At 71.5% G+C, this 23,301-nt stretch carries 27 protein-coding genes; 14 read left to right on the forward strand and 13 right to left on the reverse strand.

Translation table 11 applies throughout. The annotated features are described in order from the left end of the window. Window position 1: 1 nt before the first annotated feature. Complete coding sequence (locus tag ASE01_RS05980) at window positions 2–346, reverse strand: TraR/DksA family transcriptional regulator (RefSeq protein WP_056749251.1); 345 nt, start codon at window positions 344–346, stop codon at window positions 2–4. Between the two features lie 88 nt (window positions 347–434). Between ASE01_RS05980 and ASE01_RS05985 the strand changes: the two genes are divergently transcribed. The 4 genes from ASE01_RS05985 (at window position 435) to ASE01_RS06000 (ending at window position 2,202) form a co-directional block, all read left to right on the forward strand. Continuing rightward, on the forward strand, window positions 435–1,319 hold the full coding sequence (locus tag ASE01_RS05985) for a hypothetical protein (protein ID WP_056749252.1): 885 nt from the start codon (window positions 435–437) through the stop codon (window positions 1,317–1,319). Next, window positions 1,316–1,678 carry a GntR family transcriptional regulator gene (locus ASE01_RS05990; RefSeq protein ID WP_056749253.1) on the forward strand — a complete coding sequence of 121 codons (363 nt, stop codon included), beginning with the start codon at window positions 1,316–1,318 and terminating at the stop codon, window positions 1,676–1,678. The genes ASE01_RS05985 and ASE01_RS05990 overlap by 4 nt, the downstream gene beginning before the upstream one ends. A gap of 106 nt (window positions 1,679–1,784) precedes the next feature. After that, window positions 1,785–1,982: a hypothetical protein gene (locus ASE01_RS05995; protein ID WP_056749254.1), complete on the forward strand. Its 198-nt coding sequence runs from the start codon at window positions 1,785–1,787 to the stop codon at window positions 1,980–1,982. Between the two features lie 28 nt (window positions 1,983–2,010). Next, window positions 2,011–2,202: a hypothetical protein gene (locus tag ASE01_RS06000; protein WP_056749255.1), complete on the forward strand. Its 192-nt coding sequence runs from the start codon at window positions 2,011–2,013 to the stop codon at window positions 2,200–2,202. 10 nt (window positions 2,203–2,212) lie between these two features. Here the strand turns inward: ASE01_RS06000 and ASE01_RS06005 are convergent, their stop codons facing one another. The 4 genes from ASE01_RS06005 to ASE01_RS06020 form a co-directional block, all read right to left on the reverse strand. Then, window positions 2,213–2,617: a secondary thiamine-phosphate synthase enzyme YjbQ gene (locus tag ASE01_RS06005; RefSeq protein ID WP_235535881.1), complete on the reverse strand. Its 405-nt coding sequence runs from the start codon at window positions 2,615–2,617 to the stop codon at window positions 2,213–2,215. Between the two features lie 44 nt (window positions 2,618–2,661). Continuing rightward, window positions 2,662–3,537, reverse strand: coding sequence for an HpcH/HpaI aldolase/citrate lyase family protein (locus ASE01_RS06010; RefSeq protein WP_056749257.1), 876 nt, complete (start codon window positions 3,535–3,537; stop codon window positions 2,662–2,664). Window positions 3,538–3,540: 3 nt separating this feature from the next. Beyond that, entirely contained in the window at window positions 3,541–4,629 is a 1,089-nt protein-coding gene (locus ASE01_RS06015; RefSeq protein WP_056749258.1) for an HpcH/HpaI aldolase/citrate lyase family protein, read from the reverse strand. A gap of 61 nt (window positions 4,630–4,690) precedes the next feature. Next, a complete protein-coding gene (locus tag ASE01_RS06020; protein WP_056749259.1) occupies window positions 4,691–5,233 on the reverse strand; it encodes a DUF1992 domain-containing protein in 543 nt (180 codons plus the stop codon). Between the two features lie 78 nt (window positions 5,234–5,311). Here ASE01_RS06020 and ASE01_RS06025 point away from each other — a divergent pair, with 78 nt between their 5' ends. Next, complete coding sequence (locus tag ASE01_RS06025; RefSeq protein ID WP_056749260.1) at window positions 5,312–6,493, forward strand: PucR family transcriptional regulator; 1,182 nt, start codon at window positions 5,312–5,314, stop codon at window positions 6,491–6,493. A gap of 43 nt (window positions 6,494–6,536) precedes the next feature. Here ASE01_RS06025 and ASE01_RS06030 read toward each other — a convergent pair whose 3' ends face one another. The 3 genes from ASE01_RS06030 to ASE01_RS06040 are packed head-to-tail and all read right to left on the reverse strand — an operon-like array spanning window position 6,537 to window position 8,721. After that, window positions 6,537–7,832 (reverse strand): ArsB/NhaD family transporter, encoded by a 1,296-nt coding sequence (locus ASE01_RS06030; RefSeq protein WP_321164118.1) that lies wholly within the window; start codon window positions 7,830–7,832, stop codon window positions 6,537–6,539. Beyond that, window positions 7,829–8,308 (reverse strand): TrkA C-terminal domain-containing protein, encoded by a 480-nt coding sequence (locus tag ASE01_RS06035; protein ID WP_056749261.1) that lies wholly within the window; start codon window positions 8,306–8,308, stop codon window positions 7,829–7,831. Before ASE01_RS06035 ends, ASE01_RS06030 begins: the two co-directional genes overlap by 4 nt. After that, window positions 8,305–8,721, reverse strand: a complete 417-nt coding sequence (locus tag ASE01_RS06040; RefSeq protein ID WP_056749262.1) for a hypothetical protein — start codon at window positions 8,719–8,721, stop codon at window positions 8,305–8,307. Before ASE01_RS06040 ends, ASE01_RS06035 begins: the two co-directional genes overlap by 4 nt. Before the next feature lie 112 nt (window positions 8,722–8,833). Between ASE01_RS06040 and ASE01_RS06045 the strand changes: the two genes are divergently transcribed. The 3 genes from ASE01_RS06045 (at window position 8,834) to ASE01_RS06055 (ending at window position 11,675) form a co-directional block, all read left to right on the forward strand. Then, a complete protein-coding gene (locus ASE01_RS06045; protein WP_235535882.1) occupies window positions 8,834–9,826 on the forward strand; it encodes a sensor histidine kinase in 993 nt (330 codons plus the stop codon). Further along, window positions 9,823–10,467, forward strand: coding sequence for a response regulator (locus tag ASE01_RS06050; RefSeq protein ID WP_056749264.1), 645 nt, complete (start codon window positions 9,823–9,825; stop codon window positions 10,465–10,467). The genes ASE01_RS06045 and ASE01_RS06050 overlap by 4 nt, the downstream gene beginning before the upstream one ends. Window positions 10,468–10,646: 179 nt before the next feature. Continuing rightward, window positions 10,647–11,675 (forward strand): hypothetical protein, encoded by a 1,029-nt coding sequence (locus tag ASE01_RS06055; RefSeq protein WP_056749265.1) that lies wholly within the window; start codon window positions 10,647–10,649, stop codon window positions 11,673–11,675. Between the two features lie 103 nt (window positions 11,676–11,778). Here ASE01_RS06055 and ASE01_RS06060 read toward each other — a convergent pair whose 3' ends face one another. Next, on the reverse strand, window positions 11,779–13,743 hold the full coding sequence (locus ASE01_RS06060; RefSeq protein ID WP_056749266.1) for an ABC transporter ATP-binding protein: 1,965 nt from the start codon (window positions 13,741–13,743) through the stop codon (window positions 11,779–11,781). Between the two features lie 4 nt (window positions 13,744–13,747). Continuing rightward, window positions 13,748–14,434: a nitroreductase family protein gene (locus ASE01_RS06065; protein WP_056749267.1), complete on the reverse strand. Its 687-nt coding sequence runs from the start codon at window positions 14,432–14,434 to the stop codon at window positions 13,748–13,750. Window positions 14,435–14,542: 108 nt separating this feature from the next. Between ASE01_RS06065 and ASE01_RS24320 the strand changes: the two genes are divergently transcribed. The 3 genes from ASE01_RS24320 (at window position 14,543) to ASE01_RS06075 (ending at window position 19,248) form a co-directional block, all read left to right on the forward strand. Beyond that, window positions 14,543–14,695, forward strand: a complete 153-nt coding sequence (locus tag ASE01_RS24320; protein ID WP_157537120.1) for a hypothetical protein — start codon at window positions 14,543–14,545, stop codon at window positions 14,693–14,695. 53 nt (window positions 14,696–14,748) lie between these two features. Beyond that, a complete protein-coding gene (locus ASE01_RS06070) occupies window positions 14,749–17,745 on the forward strand; it encodes a helix-turn-helix transcriptional regulator (protein WP_162260269.1) in 2,997 nt (998 codons plus the stop codon). Between the two features lie 84 nt (window positions 17,746–17,829). Beyond that, the gene (locus tag ASE01_RS06075; RefSeq protein WP_235535883.1) at window positions 17,830–19,248 is read left to right on the forward strand and encodes a cytochrome P450; all 1,419 of its coding nucleotides are present in this window, start codon (window positions 17,830–17,832) and stop codon (window positions 19,246–19,248) included. On the opposite strand, the gene ASE01_RS06080 is transcribed toward ASE01_RS06075, so the two are convergent. Beyond that, on the reverse strand, window positions 19,223–19,684 hold the full coding sequence (locus ASE01_RS06080) for a hypothetical protein (protein WP_157537121.1): 462 nt from the start codon (window positions 19,682–19,684) through the stop codon (window positions 19,223–19,225). The two genes, ASE01_RS06075 and ASE01_RS06080, sit on opposite strands and share 26 nt — an antisense overlap. A gap of 137 nt (window positions 19,685–19,821) precedes the next feature. Between ASE01_RS06080 and ASE01_RS06085 the strand changes: the two genes are divergently transcribed. From ASE01_RS06085 to ASE01_RS06095, 3 genes are read left to right on the forward strand one after another with little or no spacing between them, the layout of a single operon-like run. Next, the gene (locus tag ASE01_RS06085; protein WP_056749270.1) at window positions 19,822–20,274 is read left to right on the forward strand and encodes a MarR family winged helix-turn-helix transcriptional regulator; all 453 of its coding nucleotides are present in this window, start codon (window positions 19,822–19,824) and stop codon (window positions 20,272–20,274) included. Further along, the gene (locus tag ASE01_RS06090; RefSeq protein ID WP_056749271.1) at window positions 20,271–20,915 is read left to right on the forward strand and encodes a hypothetical protein; all 645 of its coding nucleotides are present in this window, start codon (window positions 20,271–20,273) and stop codon (window positions 20,913–20,915) included. The genes ASE01_RS06085 and ASE01_RS06090 overlap by 4 nt, the downstream gene beginning before the upstream one ends. Before the next feature lie 9 nt (window positions 20,916–20,924). Next, window positions 20,925–21,296: a VOC family protein gene (locus ASE01_RS06095; protein ID WP_056749272.1), complete on the forward strand. Its 372-nt coding sequence runs from the start codon at window positions 20,925–20,927 to the stop codon at window positions 21,294–21,296. An 18-nt stretch (window positions 21,297–21,314) separates the two neighbouring features. On the opposite strand, the gene ASE01_RS06100 is transcribed toward ASE01_RS06095, so the two are convergent. Further along, entirely contained in the window at window positions 21,315–22,472 is a 1,158-nt protein-coding gene (locus ASE01_RS06100) for a sulfotransferase family protein (RefSeq protein ID WP_056749273.1), read from the reverse strand. Then, complete coding sequence (locus ASE01_RS06105) at window positions 22,462–23,259, reverse strand: SDR family oxidoreductase (RefSeq protein ID WP_056749274.1); 798 nt, start codon at window positions 23,257–23,259, stop codon at window positions 22,462–22,464. The genes ASE01_RS06100 and ASE01_RS06105 overlap by 11 nt, the downstream gene beginning before the upstream one ends. Window positions 23,260–23,301 lie beyond the last annotated feature (42 nt).

The raw sequence follows: 23,301 nt of genomic DNA on the forward strand, positions 1-23,301 counted from the left end.
CTCAGGCGCGCCGTGTAGTCGTGCAGGGAACGCACGTGCGGGCCGCTGGCCGGGCCTCCAGGCGCGCCGCCGCGATCGGCTGCCCGCAGGACTCACAGGTCCCGTAGGTCCCCGCCTCGAGGCGGGCCAACGCATCATCGATCTCGGTGAGGTGGTGGCGGGCCTGGCGGACCAACGCGTCGACCTGCGAGCGCTCGAAGGCGATGGTCGCGCCCTCGGGATCGTGCTCGTCGTCGGCGTTGGTGTCGCGGGAGGCCGCGACCACCGCGTCGAAGTCGTCGGTCAGGTCGGCCAGGCGGCGCAGGGTCTGGTCGCGTTGCTGCTCGAGTCGGTGCCGCGGGTCCATGGGGACATGGTGGGGGAGAGCGCCGACAGTGGCCTTGCGTTGAGGACTTTTGGGTTGCGACACAATTAATTTATGTAGCATCTTGCGCATGGGGCAGATCTGGTTCGAGGTCACGTGTGTGACTCTCTTCGTGACGTTCTTCGTGATGGCCGATGCGCCGTCGAAGCGTCGTCTGGTGGCGTCCGGGAACCGGTTCGCTCGCGATTACCGACTCTGGATCGCGCCTGCCGAGGTCGAGGCGGTGAATCGCGCCCATCGTGCGGACTATCGCGTTGGTGTTGCGGCGCTCACCGTAGGTGTGGTGGCGTACGCGGTTGCGCGACTCTTCGCCGATGCCCTCACGGTGTCGTGGGCATCAATCTCCGTCGTCACAGGTGTTGCCGCCGCACTGCGAGTAAGACAGGCGGGTCGTGACTTCACGCCCCCTCCTGAGACCCTAGCTGTCGCGCGGAGCAGGACGGTCCGACTTCGCGACTACCTGTCCGCCACAGGCCTGGTCGTCCTCGGTGCCGGACCTGTGCTGGCGCTCGGCGCGGCGGTCATCGGCGCGGATGCGGTCCGGCGAGATGTCGGCGACATCGAGAGAGCTTGGTTCGTGTTCGGCGCGGGCTCGGCAGGCCTCGCGCTTGGCCTGCTCCTCCCGGTCTTTTCCGTTGCCATCATCCCGCGTCCGTTGCCCGCATCCGACGCCGCGCACCTCTACCTGCAGGATGCGTGGCGTGTCGAGCGCCTTCGGCAGATGGTGCAGTTCCAGTCAATGGCCCTTGCCTTCCTTCTCTCCTATGCGCACGGGTTGCTACCGGTCGCCGATTCCGTCTCGTTGTGGTTGCTGCCCCTGACCTTCACGCCGATCATCGCGATCGTCGTGACTCACGCGGGTCGCCTGCACTTCAGGCGCAGGCTCTGGCCCGACCTGACCCGCGACGAGTGGGTCGAAGTGGGCGGCGCCATGCCCGCCGCTGCAGCCCGATGATCGTCCTCGACCCGCAGGCGCCCGCGCCGCCGTACGAGCAGATCCGCTCCCAGCTCGCCGCACAGATCGACCGCAATGAGCTCAGGGCGGGCGACCGGCTCCCGACCGTCCGGCGCCTCGCCCAGGACCTCGGTGTCGCCGTGAATACCGCCGCCCGTGCCTACCGCGAGCTCGAGGCGACGGGTCTGATCGAGACCCGCGGTCGCGCGGGCAGCTTCGTCACCGGGTCCGGGGTGGAGCGGGCGGCGCGAGAGGCTGCGATCGAGTACGTCGAGCGCGTGCGCGCGCTCGGGGTGCGTGACCGTGACGCCGTGGACATCCTCGCCGGCGTGGTGCGCGCACCACGCCGGCGCGGCTGAGGGGCGGCCCCCGTCAGTCGTTGGACGCGAGCGGACCCCGGGCTCGGCGAAGGGGGCTCCCGGGGTGGCCGCGGGGTACTGCCGACGCGAGGCGAAGGAGGCCGACATGTACTTCGACGACAAGCCCTGCCGGACCTGTGGGGCCGAGGTGCGACTCGAGGCGCGCTGGGCCGAGTCGATCGACGAGGGGGGCTCGCCCGTCGGGCCCGAGGGCGGCGTCGTCGGGGGCGGTGACCCGACCGTCGACGCGCGCACCTGCACCAACCCCGACTGCCCGTCCCACCGGGGCGAGGGCGAGGTCTGAGCGCCCCGGCCGCGGGTACGGCGTACCCATGAGCGAGACACCGCAGGACGACCGGGTCGCGGAGCGGGCCGGGCTGTTGCCCGAGGAGGTCGCGGCGGGCAGCGCCGATCCCGAGGCGCAGGCCGAGGCCATCCTCGAGGAGTCCGACGAGCGGGTCGACGACCCGGAGGGCACCCGACGGGAGAGCGGCCAGACGCCGGACCGGGCGGACGGCCAGTAGGCGCAGCGGATCAGCCGGCGAGGAAGCTGAACCGCACCTCACGCACGTCGTTGTCGACGTTCAGGTCGACCAGGCAGATGCTCTGCCAGGTGCCGAGGGCAAGGCGACCGTCGAGCACGGGCACGGTGGCGTACGGCGGCACCAGGGCCGGCATCACGTGGGAACGGCCGTGGCCCGGGCTGCCGTGGCGGTGCCGCCACCGGTCGTCGGCCGGAAGCAGGTCGGCGAGCGCGGCCAGCAGGTCGTCGTCACTTCCTGCGCCGGTCTCGAGGATCGCGATGCCGGCGGTGGCGTGCGGGACGAAGACGTGCAGCAACCCGTCGCCCCGCTCGGCGACGTACGCCGCCGCGTCCCGGGTCAGGTCGAGCACGACCTCGCGGTCGCCGGTGCGGTAGGTGCGGGTGTCGCTGTCCACACCGCTCATCGTCTCAGGCGGGCTGCCCGGACCACGACACTCCCTCAGCCCTGCAACCCCTGGATGGCCTCGTGGATCGCCAGGGTGCGCTCCGCGGACTCGACGTGGAGGCTCTCGACCATCTTGTTGTTGTAGGTCACCACGCCGGAGCCCTTGCCGTCCTCCCAGGCCTGGATCAGGCCGCGGGCGTCCTGGACCGCCGACTCGTCGGGCGCGAAGCCCTCGTTGGCTCCCTCGACCTGGCCGGGGTGGATCAGGGTCTTGCCGTCGAAGCCCATCTGGCGGCCCTGCTCGACCTCTGCGAGGAAGCCGTCGATGTTCTTCACGTCGTTGTAGACGCCGTCGATGATCACGATCCCGGCCGCGCGGGCGGCGAGCAGGGCGAGGCCCAGGCCGGTGAGCACGGGCTGGCGGCCGGGGACGTGCTCGGCGTACAGCTCCTTGACGAGGTCGTTGGTGCCCATCACGAAGCCGGTCAGGCGCGGCGAGGCGGTGGCGATCGACAGGGCGTTGAGCATGCCGATCGGGGTCTCGACCATCGCCCAGAGGGTGGTCTTCTCGGGTGCGCCAGCGGCCTCCAGGGCCGCGACCAGCTGGAGGACCTCCTCGGCGGAGTTGACCTTGGGGACGAGTACGACGTCGGGGCCGGCGGCGGCCGCGGCGGCGATGTCGGCGTCGTGCCACTCGGTGCCGATGCCGTTGGTCCGGATGATGAGGTGGCGGTTGCCGTACTCACCGGACTCGACGGCGGCAGCGGCGGCGGCCCGGGCGGCGGGCTTCGCGTCGGGTGCGACGGCGTCCTCGAGGTCGAAGATGATCGCGTCGGCCGCGATCGTCTTCGCCTTCTCCAGCGCCCGCTCGTTGGAGCTGGGCATGTAGAGGACGGAGCGCAGGGGCTTGAAGGTGCTCTCGGTGGACATGGCTCAGGCCTCCTGGGTCTCGATGGCGTCGTAGGTGGCCTTGAGCTCGGGGTCGATCGCCGCGAGCTGCTCGGCGAGGGCGACGAGCACGAGGCACTGCTTCAGGGAGGCGTCGTCCTCCATCTTCCCGTCGATCATGACCGCGCCCGTTCCGTCGCCCATCGCGGCCACGACCCGGCGTGCGTGGGCGATGTCCTCGACGCTGGGGGAGAAGACCCGGTTGGCGATAGCGATCTGCTTCGGGTGCAGCGACCAGGTGCCGACGCAGCCGAGCAGGAACGCGTTGCGGAACTGGTCCTCGCACGCGACGACGTCGGCGATGTCGCCGAACGGGCCGTAGTACGGGTAGATCCCGTGCGTCGCGCAGGCGTCGACCATCTTGGCGATCGTGTAGTGCCACAGGTCCTGCTGGAAGATCGCGCGCTGGGCGTCGATCTGGCTGTTGCCCTCCGCGTCGCGGGGCGGGTCCTGGCGCACGAGGTAGCCGGGGTGGCCGCCGCCGACGCGCGTCGTCTTCATCTTGCGGTCGGCCGCGAGGTCGGCCGGGCCGAGCGAGAGGCCCTGCATGCGCGGCGACGCACCGCAGATCTCCTCCACGTTGGCCACGCCACGAGCGGTCTCCAGGATCGCGTGGACGAGGATCGGCTTGGTGATGCCGGCCTTCGCCTCGAGCTGGGCGAGCAGTCGGTCGATGTAGTGGATGTCCTCGGCGCCCTGCACCTTCGGCACCATGATGACGTCGAGCTTGTCGCCGATCGCCGGCACCAGCGTGGTGAGGTCGTCGAGCACCCACGGGCTGTCGAGCGAGTTGATCCGCGTCCACAGCTGCGTGGGGCCGAAGTCCGTCGACTGGGCGATCCGCACCAGGCCCTCGCGGGCGGCGACCTTGTTGTCGGCCTTGACGGCGTCCTCGAGGTTGCCGAGGAGCACGTCGACCGTGCCGATCATGGCGGGGATCTTGGCCGCCATCTTCTCGTTGCTCGGATCGAAGAAGTGGATCGCGCGGCTCGGCCGGGCGGGGATCTCACGGACCGGGGCGGGCGCGCCCACGGCCAGCGGGCGGAAGAAGTCCTTGGCGCTCTTGTGGCTCACGTCCCGACAACTTACCGGCGAGTCACGTGCTTCGGTATGACGGATGTCTCGCCGAGACGTCTCAGCGGGCGCGGCGCCACCAGCGACGTCGTACGGGCGTCCCGGAATCGGCCGCGCGGGCCGCGTCGGTCGCGGCGATCCGTCTGCTCGCGCGCCGCGCGGCCTGCCGTTCGCGCCAGGCCCGGATGCTGGCCTCGACGTCGCGCGGCATGGTGATCAGGGGCGGCCCGTCCACCGGTGTGTAGCGGGCGCGGATGACGCGGGCGTTGAAGTCCTCGACGAACGCGCGGGCCTCGCGTTCGGAGACCAGGGTGTCGAGGTGCTCGTCGAGCTGGGCGTCGTCCTTGCGGAGCTGGAGCGCCGGCGGGAGCACGGCGATCCGCTCGCGCTCGACCAGGCGCTTCAGCCACCAGTCCGGGTCGTGGGTCCCGCCGAGCCCCTCGATCGGTTGGCCGGCGCCCGCGAGGTTGTCGAACTCGCCCCGCTCCATCGCCTGGCGGACCTGCAGGTCGACCCAGGTCTGCTGGTGCTCGATCCGGGCGCGCGCGGCTGCCCGCTCCTGCTCAGGCGTGGGCCGTTCCGGCTCCTCCTCGGACTGCGCCATCCATCGATTCTGGCACGCAGCCCAGTGCGCGATCCGCTGGCGGACAGAGGATGTCCGTCCGCCGATACCCTGCAGGACGTGGAGGGTCCCGACGTCGCCGCCGAGGTGCGCAAGCTCAGCGCGCGGCTGTTGCCCGAGGCCGGGCAGCTCGGTGCCGCGATGGCCACGCGGATCCGCTCGGAGATCCCGGGGTACGACGAGGGTGACCTCGTCAGCTTCGAGGACCTCATCGCCTCCTGCACCGTCAACGCCCGCTACATCCTCGGGACCCTGGCCGGTGACGTGCAGGCCGGCGACACCCCGACCGAGACCGGCACGGCCCGCGCCGAGCAGGGCGTTCCCTACGCGACCGTGCTCCAGGCGTTCCGGGTCGGGTCCCGCTTCATCTGGGAGGTGCTGGTCGAGCGCGCCGAGCCCGAGGCCCGGGACGTCCTCCTCCTTGCGGCCGCCGACATCTGGGCGGTGAGCGACCAGCTCGCCGCCGACGTGACCGACGCCTACCGACGTGCGCTCGCCGATCGGGTGCGCCGCGACGGCCAGATGCGAGCGGTGCTCGTGGGCGCGCTGCTCGACGGCGACGCCGACGCGACCGCCCATGTCGGCGAGGCCGCCGGGATGCTCGACCTCGGGCGCGCGACGGAGTACGTCGTGGTGTCGGCCGAGTCGCCGACGCCCGGCACCGAGGGGCTCGCCGACGTCGAACGCGTGCTCCGGCGTACCAATGTCCGCTCGGCCTGGCGCCTGGACCACGACCACCAGGAGGGTGTCGTCGCGATGCGGCTCGGCTTCGGGGTCGACCAGCTCGTCGAGGTCCTGGCCGGGCTGGCCAGGGCGCGGGTCGGGGTGAGCGCCGTCGTCCCGCGGCTCGACGAGATCCAGGAGGCGCTCCGGCAGGCTCGCGTGGCCTGTGTCGCGCTGTCACCGAGCGCGGTCGCGGTCGGTCGGTTCGGCGCCGACCCGCTCGCCGTGCTCCTCGCGAGCAGCCCGGACCAGGCGCGGGTGCTCGTGCACGCCGTGCTCGGGCCGGTCCTGGCGCTGCCGCCCGAGGACCGCGTGGTGATGATCGACACCGCGCGGGCCTGGCTCGCCGCGGGTGGCTCGACCTCGACCGCCGCCCAGGCCCTCCACGTGCACCGCAACACGGTGCGCTACCGCGTACGCCGGCTGGAGGAGGTCACCGGTCGCGACCTCGCGCGGCCGGTCGACGCCGCCGAGCTGTACGTCGCGCTGGAGTGCGTCCGGATCCTCGGGCTGGGCTGACGCCCGGGACGCCCAGTTGCCCGGTTGCCGGGGCCGGGAGCGATCAGGACAGGCCGAAGTAGCGGAGGTAGACGTAGCCCCAGGCGACGAGCAGGGTCGCGATGGTGACCACGACGCCGTACTTGGTGAACTGCCAGAAGCTGATCGGCTCGCCGGCCTTGGCCGCGATGCCGAGCACGACCACGTTGGCACCGGCGGCGACTGCTGTCGCGTTGCCGCCGAGGTCGGCGCCGAAGACGAACGACCACCACAGGGGACTGTCGGCGCCGCTGGACGAGCTGGCCGCGACCATCTCCTCCACGACCGGCACGGTCGCCGTCGTGTAGGGGATGTTGTCGACGAAGGCGCCGACGAGTCCGGAGCCGAACAGCAGCACCGTCGAGGCGAGGAACTCCCGATCGCCGAGGGCCTCGGCCGCGACCTCGCCGATCTTGCCGATCACCCCGACCTGGACCAGTGCGCCGACGAGCACGAACAACGCCATGAAGAAGGCGAGGGTGCCCCACTCGACCTCCTCCAGGAACTCCTCCGGCTCGGTGCGTGAGACCAGCACCGTCGCGCCGGCGCCCATCATCGCGACCATCGACGGATCGATGTGGAGCACGGTGTGGAGGCTGAAGGCGACCATCACCAGGCCGAGCACGATCAGGCAGCGCACCAGCATCCGCATGTTCGTGATCGCATCGACCGGGCGCAGGTCGCCGAGGGTGTTGCCGACGTCGATCGAACCGGTCAGGTCCTTGCGGAACAGCCACCGCGCCATCACCACGAACAGCGCCAGCAGGATCACGGTGAGCGGCAGCGAGTGCACGAGGAAGTCGGTGAAGCTCAGGTTGGCCCGGCTGCCGATGATGATGTTGGGCGGGTCGCCGATGAGCGTCGCGGTACCGCCGATGTTGGAGGCGAGGATCAGCGAGATGAGGTACGGCGCCGAGGGCAGTCCCAGCTGGCGGCAGACCGAGAGGGTGACCGGTGCGACGAGCAGGACGCAGGTGACGTTGTCGAGGATCGGCGCCACCGTCGCACTGATCAGGACCAGCAGTACCAGCAGGCGGTAGGGATCTCCGCCGGACTTGAGGGCCGCCCAGAGGGCGAGGAACTCGAAGAGCCCGGTCTGCTTGAGGACGCCGACGATGATCATCATCCCGAACAGCAGGAAGATGACGTTCCAGTCGATGCCGGTGTGGTGGTCGAAGAAGGCGGACTTCGCATCGACCAGGCCGATCACGACCATCGCGGCCACACCGCCGAGGGCGGCCGCGACCCGGTGGATCCGCTCGGTCGCGATCAGTGCGTAGCTGACGATGAAGACCGAGAGGGCTGCGGAGGTGAGGATCACCCGGCCCTCCGCTGGGGGAGGTGGGTCTCGGCGGCGGTGCCCGGGTCGAGTCGCTCGTACCAGCCGGCGAGGCGGCCGTGCAGGCTCACCGACCGCAGGCGGTCCTCGACCTCTCCGACCTGACCACGCGCGGCGACGGCCAGGACCTGGTCGCCGACACGCAGCGTGGTGCGCTCCTCGGGGACCAAAGCCACCGGACCGCGTGTCACCAGCGACACCGCGGATCCGGGAGGCATCCGGAGCTCGCCGATCTCGACACCGGCCAGGCGCGAGTCCTCCTCCACCTCGAAGCGGAGCAGGACGGCGTCCATCCGGTCGAGGGTCGCGAACCCGATCGAGACCTTGTGGACGAAGGAGCCCTTCTCGGCCCAGCGGGGCTGGCGGCCGCGGCCGATCGCGAGTCCGACGGCGAAGCCGATGGCCGCGCAGATCATCCCGGCGGACACCGCCACCTCGAGGATTCCGTTGTCGCTCACTCCGCATCACCGTGGTCCGGCTCGGCGGAGGGCGAGGTGAGGAGGTGCTCGACGGCGACGACGTCGAGCCGCAGGAGGCGCGCGCCGAGGGCCTCGATCTCGGGCTGCACCGAGGCCTCGAGCCCGGCACGCGCCGTGGGCAGTGCGGCCTGCAGGCGGTCGAGCTCGTGCTGGCCGACCCAGCGTCGTACGGCGGGAGGCACGAGTGCCTGCGCGATGCGCTCGAGATCGGGCCCGGCGGCGGGCGCATCCGGTGCGAGGGTCACGTCCACCAGCAGGCGGAGGTCGGCGCCGTCCGTCGTACGACCGCGGACGGCCAGGGGAACCGTCACGGCCTCGGTGACGTGGCCGTGGGTCCCTCCGGTCGTCACGGCACGGGCCAGTGCGCGGCGCAGTTCGGTCCATCGGGGCATGCCTCAAGTCAAGGCGCTGCCCCGCCGCGGGCGTATGGGGTCCTCCACCCATTTGTGGCCGGACGGGGCCTGTTCGCTGGTCCCGGCGCCCCCGGTCGGGGAAGGTGTGGGGGTGCGCCTGTCCACCTCCTCCCTGTACTGGAAGGTCTGCCTCATCAACGGGGCCGTCCTGCTGGCGGGCACGCTCGTCCTCGTGCTGTCCCCGGCGCGGATCTCCGCCAGGGTCGTGGTGTCCGAAGTGCTCGTCCTCGTCGTGGGGCTGGCCGTCGTCCTCGCCGCCAACGCCTTCCTGCTCCACACCGCGCTCGCGCCCGTCGACCGGGTGATCCGGGCGATGGGAACCGCGCCGATCGACGGCACCGTCGCCCGGCTCGGCGACGGCGACCCGGGCGGCGACGGGGCGGGGAGCAGGCTGGTCCGGAGCTATCACGCGATGATCGACCGGCTGGAGACGGAGCGGTCGACGAGCAACGCCAAGGCCCTCGCGGCGCAGGAGGCCGAGCGGCACCGGATCGCGCGGGAGCTGCACGACCAGGTGGGCCAGAGCCTGACGGTGGTGCTGCTCGGGCTGAAGCAGGTCGCCGACCGTGCGCCCGCCGAGCTCGCGGCCGAGCTCGACCTGTTGCGAGAGAGCGCCCGTGCCGGTCTGGACGACGTACGACGGGTCGCCCGCGAGCTGCGTCCCGGAGTCCTCGACGACCTCGGCCTGCAGGCCGCGCTCGCGGCACTCGCGACCGACGTGGCCGCCCATGGCGGACCCGTGGTCCGGCGCACCTTCGCGCCGGGGCTGCCCGAGCTGCCGCACGACACGGAGCTCGTGGTCTACCGGGTCGCCCAGGAGGCGCTGACGAACGTCGTGCGGCATGCCCGCGCCACCCGCGTCGGCCTGTCGCTCCTCCGCGTGGGCGGCGAGCTGCAGCTGGAGATCGAGGACGACGGGATCGGGTTCGACGGAGCCGTGCGGGCCGGTGCCGGGGTGAGCGGGATGCGAGACCGGGCCGGTCTCGTGGGCGGTTCGGTCGAGATCGTCTCGTCGGGCGGTCACGGCACCGTCGTACGACTGCGGGTGCCGACGGGCCTGCCCGGGCAGGGGCTGGGCGCGTGATCCGGATCCTGCTGGCCGACGACCATGCGCTCGTACGACGCGGGGTCCGCCTGATCCTCGAGCAGCAACCCGACCTCCAGGTCGTCGCCGAGGCCGCCGACGGTGCGGAGGCGGTGGCGCTGCTGCGCGAGACCGAGGTGGACCTGGTCGTGCTCGACATCGCGATGCCGGTGCTGACCGGGCTCCAGGCGGCGCGCGAGATCAACCGCCGCCGCGACCCACCGCGGATCCTGATGCTGTCGATGTACGACAACGAGCAGTACTTCTTCGAGGCCCTCAAGCTCGGCGCGAGCGGCTACGTACTGAAGTCCGTCGTCGACGAGGACCTCGTCGAGGCCTGCCGGGCGGCCATGCGCGGCGAGGCCTTCGCCTACCCGGGGGCGATGGGGGCGCTCGTGCGCGACTACCTCGACCGACTCGCGCGGGGCGAGAGGCTCCCACCCGCCGTACTGACCCCCCGCGAGGACGAGGTGCTCAAGCTCATTGCCGAGGGCCGCTCGTCCAAGGAGATCGCCCGGCTGCTGTCGATCAGCCTCAAGACCGTCGAGAGCCACCGCGCCAACATCCTCGCCCGCCTCGGCATGAGCGACCGCACCCAGCTGACCCGTTATGCCATCCGCGCGGGACTCATCGAACCCTGACCGTCTGCGGTAGTCCCGGGTCAAAAGCACCGCGACACGCGGTTTCCGGGTGCTTTTGACCCGGGACTACCGCGGGCGGAGCCACCTGAGTGCGCCAAGGCTGTGGACGACGTGGTCCTTGCACAGGCGGTTTCTCGGTGGGTGTCGAGGAGTGACCGGTCCGACGCAACCTTCCGGGCATGGTGCAGTGGGAGGAGCCGAGACCGGGGCTGGTGCGACCAGCCCGTCTGGACCCGACGGGGCAGCACGGCCCGACCAGGAGCGCGGCCCGGAACCGCCGGAACTACCGGCGGTCGAGCTTCGGCTTCTACACGCCGACCTCGGTGGACGGTGAGTCTGCAGACCAACGCATCGTCGAGGCCTCGGTCGTCGTGCCCGAGGGACAGGCCATCACCGGCTGGGCTGCACTGCACTGGTGGGGCGGGGCGTGGTTCGGCGGCGTGGATGCGGCAGGCAATGCGCTTCCGGTCGAGCTCCTGATCAGCACCCGGGACGTCAAGGCGCAGCCGGGGTTCGTCGTCTGCGGCGAGGGGACCCATCCCGACAACATCGCGGTCGTCGACGGAGTGCCCGTGACGGTGCCGGCATGGACGGTCGCCTTCCTGATGCGGCGCGCCGACTCGTTGCGGGAGGCGGTCGTGGCGCTCGACATGGCGGCGTACTCCGATCTGGTGTCCATCGCCGAGGTCAGCGAGGTCATCTCGCACCAGTCCTCGTGGACGGGGGTGCCGCAGGCACGGGAGGCGCTCGCGCTGGCCGACGAGAACGCCTGGTCGCCCCGCGAGGTCTCGATGCGTCTCCTGTGGCAGGCCGGGATCGAGGGTGCCCGGCCGCGGTGCAACCTCCCGCTGTTCGACCACGAGGGCCGGCACCTCGGCACCCCTGACCTGATCGACGTGGCGGCCGGGGTCGCGGCCGACTACGACGGGGTGGTCCATCTCGGCCGGGATCAACGGCGCGCCGACCGTACGCGCGACGAGGTCTTCGCCGACCACGGTGTGGAGATGGTGCGCTGGCTGTCGGGGGACCGGCCCGGCGACTTCCTCGCCCGGCTGTACGCCGCCCATCAGCGGGCTGCGCTTCGTGCTGGCCCTCGCTCCTGGGTCGTGGAGCCGCCGCGCTGGTGGGTCTCGACGGGAACCGTCGTCGCCCGGCGCGGGTTGTCCGAGCTCCAACGACAGAGGTTCCTGAGGTATCGGATCGGGTGATCAGTCCGCCTGGTTGCGGTCCGGTTTGCGGTAGTCCCGGGTCAAAAGCACCCTCAACCGGCGTGTCCCGGTGCTTTTGACCCGGGACTACCGCACATCGGGGTCAGAGGGGGACGTCGGCCCGGCGGTCGTCGCAGTGGGGGCGGCCGTGGGGCTCGCGGGAGAACTGCTCGTCGTACAAACGCTTGTAGAGGCCGCCGGCGCGGATCAGGTCGTCATGGGTGCCGTGCTCGACGAGGCGTCCGTCCTCGAGGCCGAAGATGACGTCGGCGGAGCGGATCGTGGAGAGACGGTGCGCGATCGCGATGGTGGTGCGGGCACGGGTGGCACGCTCGAGGGCCTCCTGGACCAGGCGCTCGGTCTCGTTGTCGAGGGCCGAGGTGGCCTCGTCGAGGATCAGGATCGGGGGGTCCTTCAGCAGCACCCGGGCGATCGCGAGCCGCTGCTTCTCGCCGCCGGAGAGGCGGTAGCCACGCTCGCCGGTGATCGTCTCGTAGCCCTCGGGAAAGCCCATGATCCGATCGTGGATGTTGGCGTCGCGGGCGGCCTGCTCGATCTGCTCGGCGGTCGCGTCGGGCCGGGCGTAGGCGATGTTGTCGCGGATCGTCCCGTGGAAGAGGTAGGGCTCCTGGGTGACCATGCCGACCGCGTCGGCCAGCGATGACTGCGTCAGGTCGCGTACGTCGTGCCCGTCGATGAGGACGGCGCCCTCGGTGACGTCGTAGAAGCGCGGGACGAGGTACGTCGCCGTCGTCTTCCCGCTGCCCGAGGGCCCCACGATCGCGGCGAGCTGACCGGGCTCGACCACGAGGGAGACGCCGTCGAGTGCCCAGGTCGGCCCCAGGGTGCGCTCCGCGCCGTCGGGGTCGTCGATGCGCACGCCGGACTCACCGAAGCGGTCCCGGTCGGCCGCGCCGGACAGCGAGCGCAGCTCGGGGTAGCGGAACCGGACGTCGCGGAACTCCACCCGGCCGCGCAGCCCGTCGGCGTCGAGGGCGACGGCGCCGGGTCGCTCGGTGATCGCGGGCTCGAGGTCGAGGTACTCGAAGATCCGGCGGAACAGCGCGAGCGAGGTCTGCACGTCGAGGGACACCCGCATCAGCTGGAGCAGCGGCATCTGGAGCCGGCCCTGCAGGGTGGTGAACGCGACCAGGGTGCCCGCGGTCAGGGCGTCCTCCCCGACCGGCGCCGAGCCGGTGATGATCCAGCCGGCGACGAGGTAGATCAGGGCAGGCGTGATCGCGAAGAACGTCTGCACGACGGCGAAGAAGGTCCGGCCGGTCATCGCCTGCTCGACCTGGAGCCGGGTCTGGCGGACGTTGGCCCGGCGGTAGCGCTCGACCTCCGACTCGGACCGGTTGAACACCTTGGCGAGCAGGATCCCGCTCACCGACAGGGCTTCCTCGGTGATCGCCGTCATCTCCGACAGCGACTCCTGGGTGCGCCGCGCCAGACGCTGGCGACGTCGGCCGACCCGCAGCTGGAGGAAGACGAACAGCGGCATCACGATCAGGGTCAGGATCGTCAGCTGCCACGACAGCACGAGCATCGAGACGAACGCGGCGGCCACGGTGACGGAGTTCTGCACCATCGAGGTCGCCGTGTCGGTCAGGACCGTGCGCACGCCCGCGACGTCGTTGGCCAGCCGCGACTGGATCGCACCGGTCTTGGTCGCGGTGAAGAACGCGAGCTCCATCTTCTGCAGGTGCTCGAAGAGATCGCCACGAAGGTCGGCCATCGCGGAGTTCCCGACCGTGGAGGTCAGCCAGTTCTGGCCGATCCCGATCAGCGCGGTGACGACGGGGATCAGGCACATCCCGGCGACCAGCCAGGCCAAGAGGTGCAGGCGCGGGTCGCCGCCGTCGAGCGGGAACAGCGCGTCGTCGAAGACCGCGCGGGTCAGGAACGGGACGACGGACTGCAGCGCCGCGGCCGCCACGACGGCCACGAGCACCAGTGCGATCTTGCTGCGGTAGGGCCGCAACAGGAGAGCGACGCGGGGCAGGACCTCCTGGTTGCCGCGCAGCTCGTCGGGGGACAGGTGGGTGATGGTGGAGCTCGGCCGCATCCGGTCAGACCTCCCCGCCCGTGCCGGACGAGTCGGTGCCGGACCAGCCCGCGCCCCAGTGACCCCGGTGGGCCACCTCTTCCCACGGAGTACGACGCCGGCGGCTCGCCGATCCGCGGGCTCCCTCGGAACGGGGCGCCGGGTGGCCGACCGTGATCGCGCCGATCGGGTGGGGCGCCTCGTCGGTCGCGGAGTCGACCAGTCCGAGGACGGCCTTCACGGCGTCGACCCTGCCGGGGACGAGTCCGAAGAAGCAGCCACCGAGGCCCGCGTCGGTGACCGACTGCAGGATCAGCAGGGAGGCCATCGCGGTGTCGAGGTGCCAGTAGGGCATCGCCCACCGGGAGGCGTCGTGGTCGGTGAGGCCGGCGCGGGTCTTGTCGGGCTCGGCGTAGCGGTCGAGGTAGGCCGCGCGGCGGCTGCACGGGACGATCACCACGGGGGCGCTCATCATCCCCGCCAGCCAGCGGTCCGGGGAGCCGCCCTCGGCGGCGGCGTCGCTCTGGGCCGTCCAGAAACCGCGGACGCTCTCGGGGGTGTCGAGCACGAGGAACGCCCAGCCCTGCGAGTGGCCGGCGCTCGGCGCCCGGGTCGCCAGGTCGAGCGCCTGCTCGATCACGGCGGGGTCCACGGGGTCGGCCGTGTAGGCGCGCGTCATCCGGCGGCGACGGACGACCTCGGCGAACTCCACCCCGCGATCATTCCACCCGGTGCCGACGGGGGAATGAGGTAGGCGGGGGGTCGACCTAGGGCAGCTGCCCGATGTGGGTGCCTACCTCAGACGACGAGTCTCGACGTCATGAGCAATGACTACTTCTTCAACGCAGAGAACTCCTACCGTCGTCAGCGCGCCATGCTCGGCATCGCCGCCAGCCGGGCGGGCCGCACCAGGGCGTCCTGGCTGCGTCGGCTCGCCGCTGCCGACCCGACCATCGAGCGGCACGCGCGCTGACCGACCCCTCGGACGTGACCACCCTGTCGGCGCGGGGCGCCATGATGGTGCCCGTGCCCGCACACAGCAGCCTGACCATGGTCGGGCGCGACACCGAGCTCGCCGAGGCGACCTCCGTGCTCGCCGACGCCATCAGCGCGGCGGGGTCCGGCACGGCCCACCGCTCGGTCCTGCTCTCGGGCGACGCCGGCGTGGGCAAGACCCGCCTGCTGCGTGCGTTGCGCGACCACGCCCTCGCCGAGGGCTGGCAGGTGCTCGCCGGCCACTGTCTCGACTTCGGGGACAGCGCACTGCCCTATCTCCCCTTCAGCGAGGTGCTCGGCCGGCTGGGCAACGAGCACCCGGAGCTCGTCGAGGCCGTCGCGGCGGTCCACCCGGCCCTGACCCGGCTGCAGCCCGGACGGCGTACCCGCCTCGTCGGCGACGACGGCTCCGGCGAACCCGGCCACGCGACCGATCGGGGCGACACCTTCGTCGCGGTCCACGCGCTGCTCGAGACGGCCGCGACCGAGGCGCCGGTCCTGCTGATCGTCGAGGACCTGCACTGGGCCGACCAGTCGACCCGCGAGATGCTCGGGTTCCTGTTCACCCGGGCCTTCGCGCGGCCGGTGGCCATCGTGGGGTCCTACCGCTCCGACGACCTCCACCGGCGCCACCCGTTGCGGCGCCAGGTCGCCGAGTGGTCCCGGCTGCCCCAGGTCGGTCGGCTCGCGCTCGGACCTCTCCAGGAGGCAGCGGTGCGCGCCCTGGTCGACGAGCTGTCCCCGGACGCCCTCGACGAGCGCTCCGTCAACCGGATCGTCAGCCGCGCGGAGGGCAATGCCTTCTTCGTCGAGGAGCTCGTCGCCTCCGACCCGGGGGCCGACGACGACGTGCCCGGCGACCTCGCCGACCTCCTGCTGGTGCGCCTGGACCGGCTCTCCGACCACGCTCGGCACGTGGTGCGCGTCGGCTGCGTCGCGGGCCGGCGGATCTCCCACGACCTGCTCGCCGCGACCGCGGACCTGCCCGTCGACGAGTTCGAGGCCGGGGTGCGCCAGGCCATCGAGATGAACGTGCTCGAGGCCAGCGGACACCGCTATGCCTTCCGTCATGCGTTGCTCGGCGAGGCGGTGTACGACGACCTCCTGCCCGGCGAGCGGGTGCGGCTCCACGCGCGGTTCGTCGCGGCCCTGCTCGACGGTTCGGCGCTCGGCACGGCCGCCGAGCTCGCCTACCACGCCCGGCGCGGCAACGACCTCGATCGTGCCCTGTCGGCCAGCGTCGAGGCGGGCGACGAGGCGATGGCCGTCGGTGGACCCGACGAAGCCGCGCACCACTACGAGCAGGCCCTGGAGCTGCTCGAGGACCCCGAGCGGGCGCAACGTCTCGGTCTCGACCACGCCAAGCTGGTCGTGAAGGCGGCGACTGCGTTGACCACTGGCGGCGACACCCTGCGCGCCGCCCACCTGCTCGCCCACCAGGTCGACAGGCTGCCGGCGGATGCCCCGGCAACGGCACGGGCCCGCCTGCTGAGCGAGCACGCCTACCTCCTCTGCATCATCGAGACCGACCTCGACCCCGGTGCGGTGTCGGCGGAGGCAGTGGCGCTGGCGCCCGAGGGGGAGAGCCCGCTGCGGGCGAAGGTCCTCGCCACCCATGCCCGGGTCCTGGCCAACCTGAGTCGTGAGGACGAGGCCGAGGGGTTCGCCACCGAGGCCCTCGGACTGGCGGAGCGGCTGGCGATGCCGGTGCTCGTCTCCGAGGTCGTCACCACGTTGAGCAGCCTGCGGGTCAAGCGGGTCGACGGCTCCGAGCAGGAAGCCCTGCGCGCAGCCCTGGAGACAGCCGTCGAGCGGGCCGCGGAAGCGGGCGCCTTCCAGGCCGAGGTCCGGGGCCGGTTCCTGCTGGGCCGCTCGCACCAGGACTCGGGGGAGTGGGAGGCCGCGACCCGCTGGTTCCGCTCCAGCGTCGACTGCGGGCAGCGCGCGGGGCTCCCGTGGGCGCCGTACATCATCGAGTCCCGCTGGCAGCTCACCCTGGTGCAGCACCTCCTCGGCGAGTGGGACGACGTGCTCCGGCTGACCGACGTCGTCGACGACGTGTCCGGCCCGGTCATCCCGCGCGGCATCGTCGAGCCGGTCCGCCTCGCGGTGCTCGGAGCGCGCGGCGAGGACGTGATCGACCGGGTACGCCGTCTGCGGACCCTCTGGGCCGACGAGGGCGGTGTGGCCGTCCACAGCGCCGGTGTCGAGATCGAGCTCCTGGGCGCGCGGGGTGAGGCGACCGCGGCGATCGCGGTCTACGACGACGTCGTCGAGGTGGTCTCCCGGATCTGGCAGGAGCGCTTCGCGGCGCGGATCCGCCTCGCCGCCCAGACCCTCGGCGCGATCGCCCGGGCGCTGCCGGCCGCGAGCGCTGCTGAGCGCAGGTCGTTGGCCGAGCGCGCCGAGCGACTGCGGGCCGACGGGGACACCGTGGTCGCGTGGTTCCGCGAGAACGGCGGACCGTGGGGTCCGGAGGGTCGGTTCTGGGACGTCCGGCTCACCGCTGAGCACCTGCGGGTGCGCTGGCTCGCCGGCACCGGCGCGAACGACCGGGAGGAGCTGCTCGCGGCCTGGGCGACGACGGTCGATGCCGCCACGAAGTTCGGGCACGTCCCCGAGGAGGCGCGGGTGCGCGCTGCGCACTCCCAGATCCTGCGGCTCACCGGCGATCCGGCCCGGGCCCGGGAGGAGGCCGATGCGGCACGCGCGATCGCTGACCGCCTCGCTGCGCCGGCCCTGGTCCTCCTCGACGCCCTCGACCCCCGCGTCCCGGAGGTCCGCCCGGCGTCGTCGCGGCACGGGGCGCCCGCTGAGGCAGGCGCTGCGGCGTTGACCGCTCGCGAGGTCGAGATCCTGACCCTCGTCGCCGAGGGGCGCTCCAACGGCGAGATCGGCAAGCAGCTGTTCATCAGCACCAAGACGGTCAGCGTCCACGTCTCGAACATCCTCGGGAAGCTCGGTGCCGCGAGTCGGACCGAGGCGGCGGCGATCGCGCACCGCGACGACCTCCTGCCCCAGGGGTGAGGTCGGTGAGGGCCGGGACCGGGCCCGCCGATCTCCTACCCTGGGAGGCTGTCGCGGGCTCGGGCGAGGCGTAGCGTCGGGGTCGTGACCATCGAAGCGGACCGGGTGGCTGACACCCGCGACCTCACCCTGCGCAGGTTCCGGAACTCCAGCGTGCTCGGCGGTCGTGGCCTGCCGCCCATCCCGATGGACTCGTTGCCGCCGGGGCCGAAGTGGCCCGCGCTGCTGCAGACCGTGGCGTTGATGAGGTTCCGCCACCAGTTCCACCCGTGGCTGCAGCGTCGCTACGGCGACGCCTTCACGGTCAACCTGATCCCGGGCAACCGTCCGCTGGTCCTCTTCGCCCGCCCCGAGGTGACCAAGGAGATCTTCGCGGGCGACCCCGCTGTCTTCCACGCGGGCAAGGGCAACGCGATCCTGGGGCCGATCATGGGCGAGCACTCGCTGCTGCTGCAGGACGGTGGTGAGCACCACCGCGCCCGCAAGCTGTTGATGCCGGCCTTCCTCGGCCATGCCCTGCGTGGCTACCGGGTGCTGGTCGGCGACGTCGCCGGCGCCGAGGTCGAGGGCTGGCGCGCGGGGGAGACCTTCCGCTCGCTCGAGCGGATGAACGCGCTCACCCTGGAGGTGATCCTCCGGGTCGTCTTCGGCGTGACCGACGAGGAGCGCCTGGCCCGGCTGCGTCCGGCCGTCAACCACACGGTCGACATCAACCCCGCGATCCTGCTGGGCTGGGCGTACCCGCGCCTGCAGAAGATGGGTCCCTGGCGTCGTACCGTCGAGAACCAGGTGGACCTGGACCGCCTGATGTACGCCGAGATCCGCGAGCGCCGGGCGGCGACCGACCTGGAAAGCCGCACCGACGTCCTGTCCCGGCTGCTCGCTGCGACCGACCCGGAGGACCCGGACAGCGGCCTGGACGACACCGAGCTGCGCGACCAGCTGGTCACCCTGTTGCTGGCCGGTCACGAGACGACCGCCTCGGCACTGTCCTGGGCCCTGATCGAGATCGGTCGCAGCCCTGACCTGCTCGCCCGCACGCAGCGGGCGGTGGACGAGGGCGACGACGCGTGGCTGGAGGCGGTGTTCAAGGAGTCGATGCGTCTGCACCCGATCATCCCGATGGTGGTGCGCACGCTGATGGAGCCGACCACGGTCGGCGGCTGGGACCTTCCCGTCGGTGCCACCGTGGGGCCCTCGATCATCCTGAGCCACCAGCAGGAGGACAACTTCCCCGACCCGGACGTCTTCCGGCCGGAGCGCTTCCTCGCCTCCTCGGGCGACGTGCCGGCGCTGAACGTGTGGATCCCCTTCGGCGGCGGGGTCCGGCGCTGCATCGGTGCCGGCTTCTCGCTGATGGAGGGCGTCGAGGTGCTGCGCCAGGTCTTCAGCAGGTACGACGTCGCGTCGGTCGGCTCGGACGTGCCGCGGGTCCGCAACATCACCAGCGTCCCGCGTCGGGGCGCCCGGGTCCGGGTCACGCGGCGCGTCGTACGGGCCTGAACTCGACACTCGCCGCGACCTCCTCGAACACGTCGCAGTAGTCGGCGTAGTCGTCGCGCGCCATCGACGCGGTGAGGGTCACCGCCGCTCCGTCCACGACCCAGCGCCACTGCTCGCACATCACGTCGCTCACGCCGACCCGGTGGGAGAACCGGAGGTAGGTGACCGGGCGTCCTTCGAGGTCGAAGGCGTCGGAGTCCTCCACCTCCAGGTCGGTGAGCTGCGAGCGGAGGGTCTCGACCGGGTCGTCGGCACGGGGTGCCGTCTGGAGCACGAGGCCGGGTGGGAAACCGCTCGCGGGGACGGTCCGGGCGCGGGCGGTGACCGCGATGCCGCGCTCGGGAGCCCGCCGGGTGACCCACTGGCGTGGGACGACGACGGTGAGGTCGTGGGTGGGGAGCAGCGGCTGGTCGACGGGGTTCTCGGCTGAGGTCATGTCCGCAGCGTGTGCGGTCGCCGACGTCTGAAACAACGGGCTCATCGGCCTGTGGACGGCCGCCTCGATCGCCTGCACGTTCGTGCGGAGCACGATCGATATCGAGAAGTGACAACATTGTGAAGTATGTTCACGACATGACGGATGCGCAGACCGGTGAGCCCACGGCCCTCGACCGTGTCCTCGAGCTGGTGAGCCTGCTGAACCGCGACATGCAGGTGTCCTTCGAGCGCGACGGCCTGACCGAGGCGCGTGCTCACCTGCTGTGGGTCCTGCGTGGTGGGCCGGTGACGCAGCGGGTGCTCGCGGACGCGCTCGCGGTGACGCCTCGCAACGTGACCGGCCTGGTCGACGGCCTGGTCGCGAGCGGGCACGTGGCCCGGGCCCCGCACCCGACGGATCGCCGCGCGGTCCTGGTCACCCTCACTGATGCGGGCGCGGCCCTGCTCGCCACCATGGTGGCCGGTCACGCCGAGATGCACGACGTCCTGTTCGGCGGACTCTCCGAGCGACAGCTGCGCGACTTCCGCCGCACGCTCGACGGTGTCGTCGACCGCCTGCGCCGCCGCCTCGAGGAGGAGTGGGGGTGAGCGTGGTACGTCGCTCGGCCCGCCTCGGGTGGCGCTTCGTCGTGCTCGAGGTGCAGCTCTACATCGCCCTCGGGCGCTGGGTCGGACGCCGACCGGCGGTGCCGGAGGGTGCTGACGCCTGGGGCTACAGCCGGCTCGTCACCCCCGTCCTCTGGCTGTGGATCTTCGGGTCGGTGTGCGAGCTCCCGCTCGCCCACGTGCTGGTGCCGTGGCACGGGGTACGCATCGCCCTGCTCGTGATCGGCATCTGGGGACTGGTCTGGATGCTCGGCCTGCTGGCCAGCATCAAGGTCTACCCCCACCTCGTCGGCGACCAGGAGCTGGTGCTGCGGTTCGGGAAGTTCGCCCGGCTCGACGTCCCACGCGACCAGATCGCCTCGGCCCGCACCGACAACCGTGATGTCGACGGGGGACTGCGCTCGCTCCAGCCCCGGACGACCGCGGACGGCATCGACGTGCAGATGCCGGTCAACGACCGGGTCAACGTGCTCGTCCGGCTCACGCACCCGCTCACGGTCAGCACGAGCAAGGGCCCGGTCGAGGCAACGTCGCTGTCGATCTGGGCGGACGAGCCGCGCGAGATGGTGGCGGCACTGAACCGCTGGATCGAGGTCGGCAGGACTGTCGGTGGTGCCGTCTAGCGTCGGGTCATGGCCATCGCACGCAATCCCCAGTTCGTCTTCGACTGCCCCGACACGACCCGGATGGCGGAGTTCTACGCCGCACTCCTCGGCTGGACGGCGAAGTCCGATCCCGACGGCACCTGGGCCACCGTCTTCTCGGGAGACCACTACCTCCACTTCCAGCGCATCGACGACTACCGCGCACCCGAGTGGCCCGGGCAGGACGTCCCGCAGCAGCTGCACCTCGACGTCGACGTGGACGACCTGGACGAGGGAGAGGCCGCTGTCATCGCCCTCGGTGCCACCCGTCACGAGCACCAGCCGGGCACGTCCTTCCGGGTGTTCCTCGACCCCGCGGGCCACCCGTTCTGCCTCTGTCTTGCCGACGCCCCCGCGTAGGGCCTCGCGAGGTTCCCGTCAGCGCGCGAACGCTTCGTGGACCTGCGCCTCGGTGATGCCGTAGTCGGACAGGTCGTAGGAGTGCGACGGTCGACGCGGTCCCTTGCGTGACTCGTCGTCGAGGTGGTGCACGGCGTCCTGCGCCTGCTGGCTCCAGTCGATGCCGAAGGCGTCGTAGATCGAGCCGACGGTGCCGACCGGGTTCGTGACGAAGTCGCGATAGTCGACGTCGAAGAACTGGCTGGCGTCGTACTTCTCCCGCGCCTGCCAGAACGCGTGCCACTGCCGGGTCAGGTGTCCGAGCTGGTCGCGGCCCAGGGTCTCGCCGACGAAGGTCGTGGAGTGGCCGGCGGTGGCCTCGGCGGACAGGGAACAGGCGGACGCGACCGAGGTGACCGGCTCGCGCTGGGTCATCACCACGAGCGCGTCGGGATAGACCTCCATGAGCGCGTCGAGCGCGATCAGGTGCGACGGGTTCTTGAGGACCCAGCGGCGGTCGGTGTCGTTGAGCCCGATCAGCTGCAGGTTCTGCCGGTGCCGTTCGTAGGCGTCGGTCCAGCCCTGGGTGGCCAGCCAGCTGGAGTACGCCGGCAGGTGGGCGAGCGACTCGAAGCCGATCGACTTGCCGGTCTGGCGCAGGACGCGCCAGCACTCCTCGGGCTCGGTCGCGTCGGAGTAGTGGATGCCCATGAACTCGGGGTTCGTGACGTGGTGCTCGCGGAAGGCCGCCTGCATCGCGTTGAAGATCGGGTCGTCCTCCCACGTCGCGCGCGGCGGGCGGGGCTGCGGGAACTCGGTCAGCCACATCTCCAGGCCCTGGTTGGCCGGGTCCGCGCACAGGAGCCGGCTCAGTGCCGTGGTGCCCGTGCGGGGGAGGCCGAGCACGAAGATCGGCCGCTCGATGACGACGTCGGCGTGCTGCGGGAACTCGGTGAAGCGCGCCTGGGTCAGCAGCCGCGCGACGAGGGCGCTCTTGACCTGGGAGCGCATGAAGTAGTTGCCGACACCGGTCAGGCCGGCCTCGGCGGACCCGAGGTCCTGCACGAGGATCCGGAAGGCCTCCTCGTTGCCGGGCGCGTCGGCGAAGCCGAAGTCGGTCAGGCCCGTGGTGCGCGTCGCGGCGGCGCAGATGTCCTCGAAGGTGCCGACGTCGGCGCGCTCCCGCTCAGTCGACATGGAACTCGCCGCAGTCGACGTTGAGCATCTGACCGGTCACGACCCCCGCGAGGTCGGAGGCGAGGAACAGGGTCGCCCGGGCGACCTCCTCGGGGGTGGCGAGGCGCTTGAGGTCGGTCGGCGCCGCCTTCTCGGCGTACACCTCCTCGTGCGTGCGACCCGACTCGCTGGCGATCCAGTCGAAGTACGCCTTGTTGACGTCCTCGTAGATGTAGGACGGCGCGACGCTGTTGACCCGGATGCCGCGCGGGCCGAGCTCGGTGGCGAGCGAGGAGGCGAGGTGCTTGAGGGTGCCCTTGGAGAGCTTGTAGCCGGAGTACTCCGGCTGGCTGCTGTAGACGACGCAGGAGTTGACCATGATGATCGAGCCGCCGGGCTTGTCAGCGGTCTCGGCGAGGGCGTCGGCGAAGAGCGCCGAGAGCCGCAGCGGGGCGAAGACGTTGGTCTCGTTGGCTGCGCGCAGGCCCTCGAGCTCGAGGGTGCTGATCGGGTCCATCGGCGGGATGCCGAAGGCGTTGTTGATCAGGCAGTCGACCTTGCCGAACTCCGCGAGCGCGGTCTCGACCAGTGCCTTGCGCTGGTCCTCGTCGGTGATGTCCATGGGGACGACGAGGGCGCGGCGCCCGTGGGAGCGCACGACCTCGGCCATCTTCTCCAGCCGCTTCGGGGTGCGGCTCACGAGCACCAGGTCGGCGCCCATCTTGGCGGCCTCCTCGCCCAGGGAGCGGCCGAGGCCGGGTCCGACACCGGAGAGCACGACGACCTTGTCGGTCAGCAGATCCACCATGCCGGACAGACTAGAACGTGTTTCAGTTTTGGGGAAGGGTCT

Origin of the sequence: Nocardioides sp. Root190, assembly GCF_001428565.1 — a bacterium.
GTDB lineage: Bacteria > Actinomycetota > Actinomycetes > Propionibacteriales > Nocardioidaceae > Nocardioides.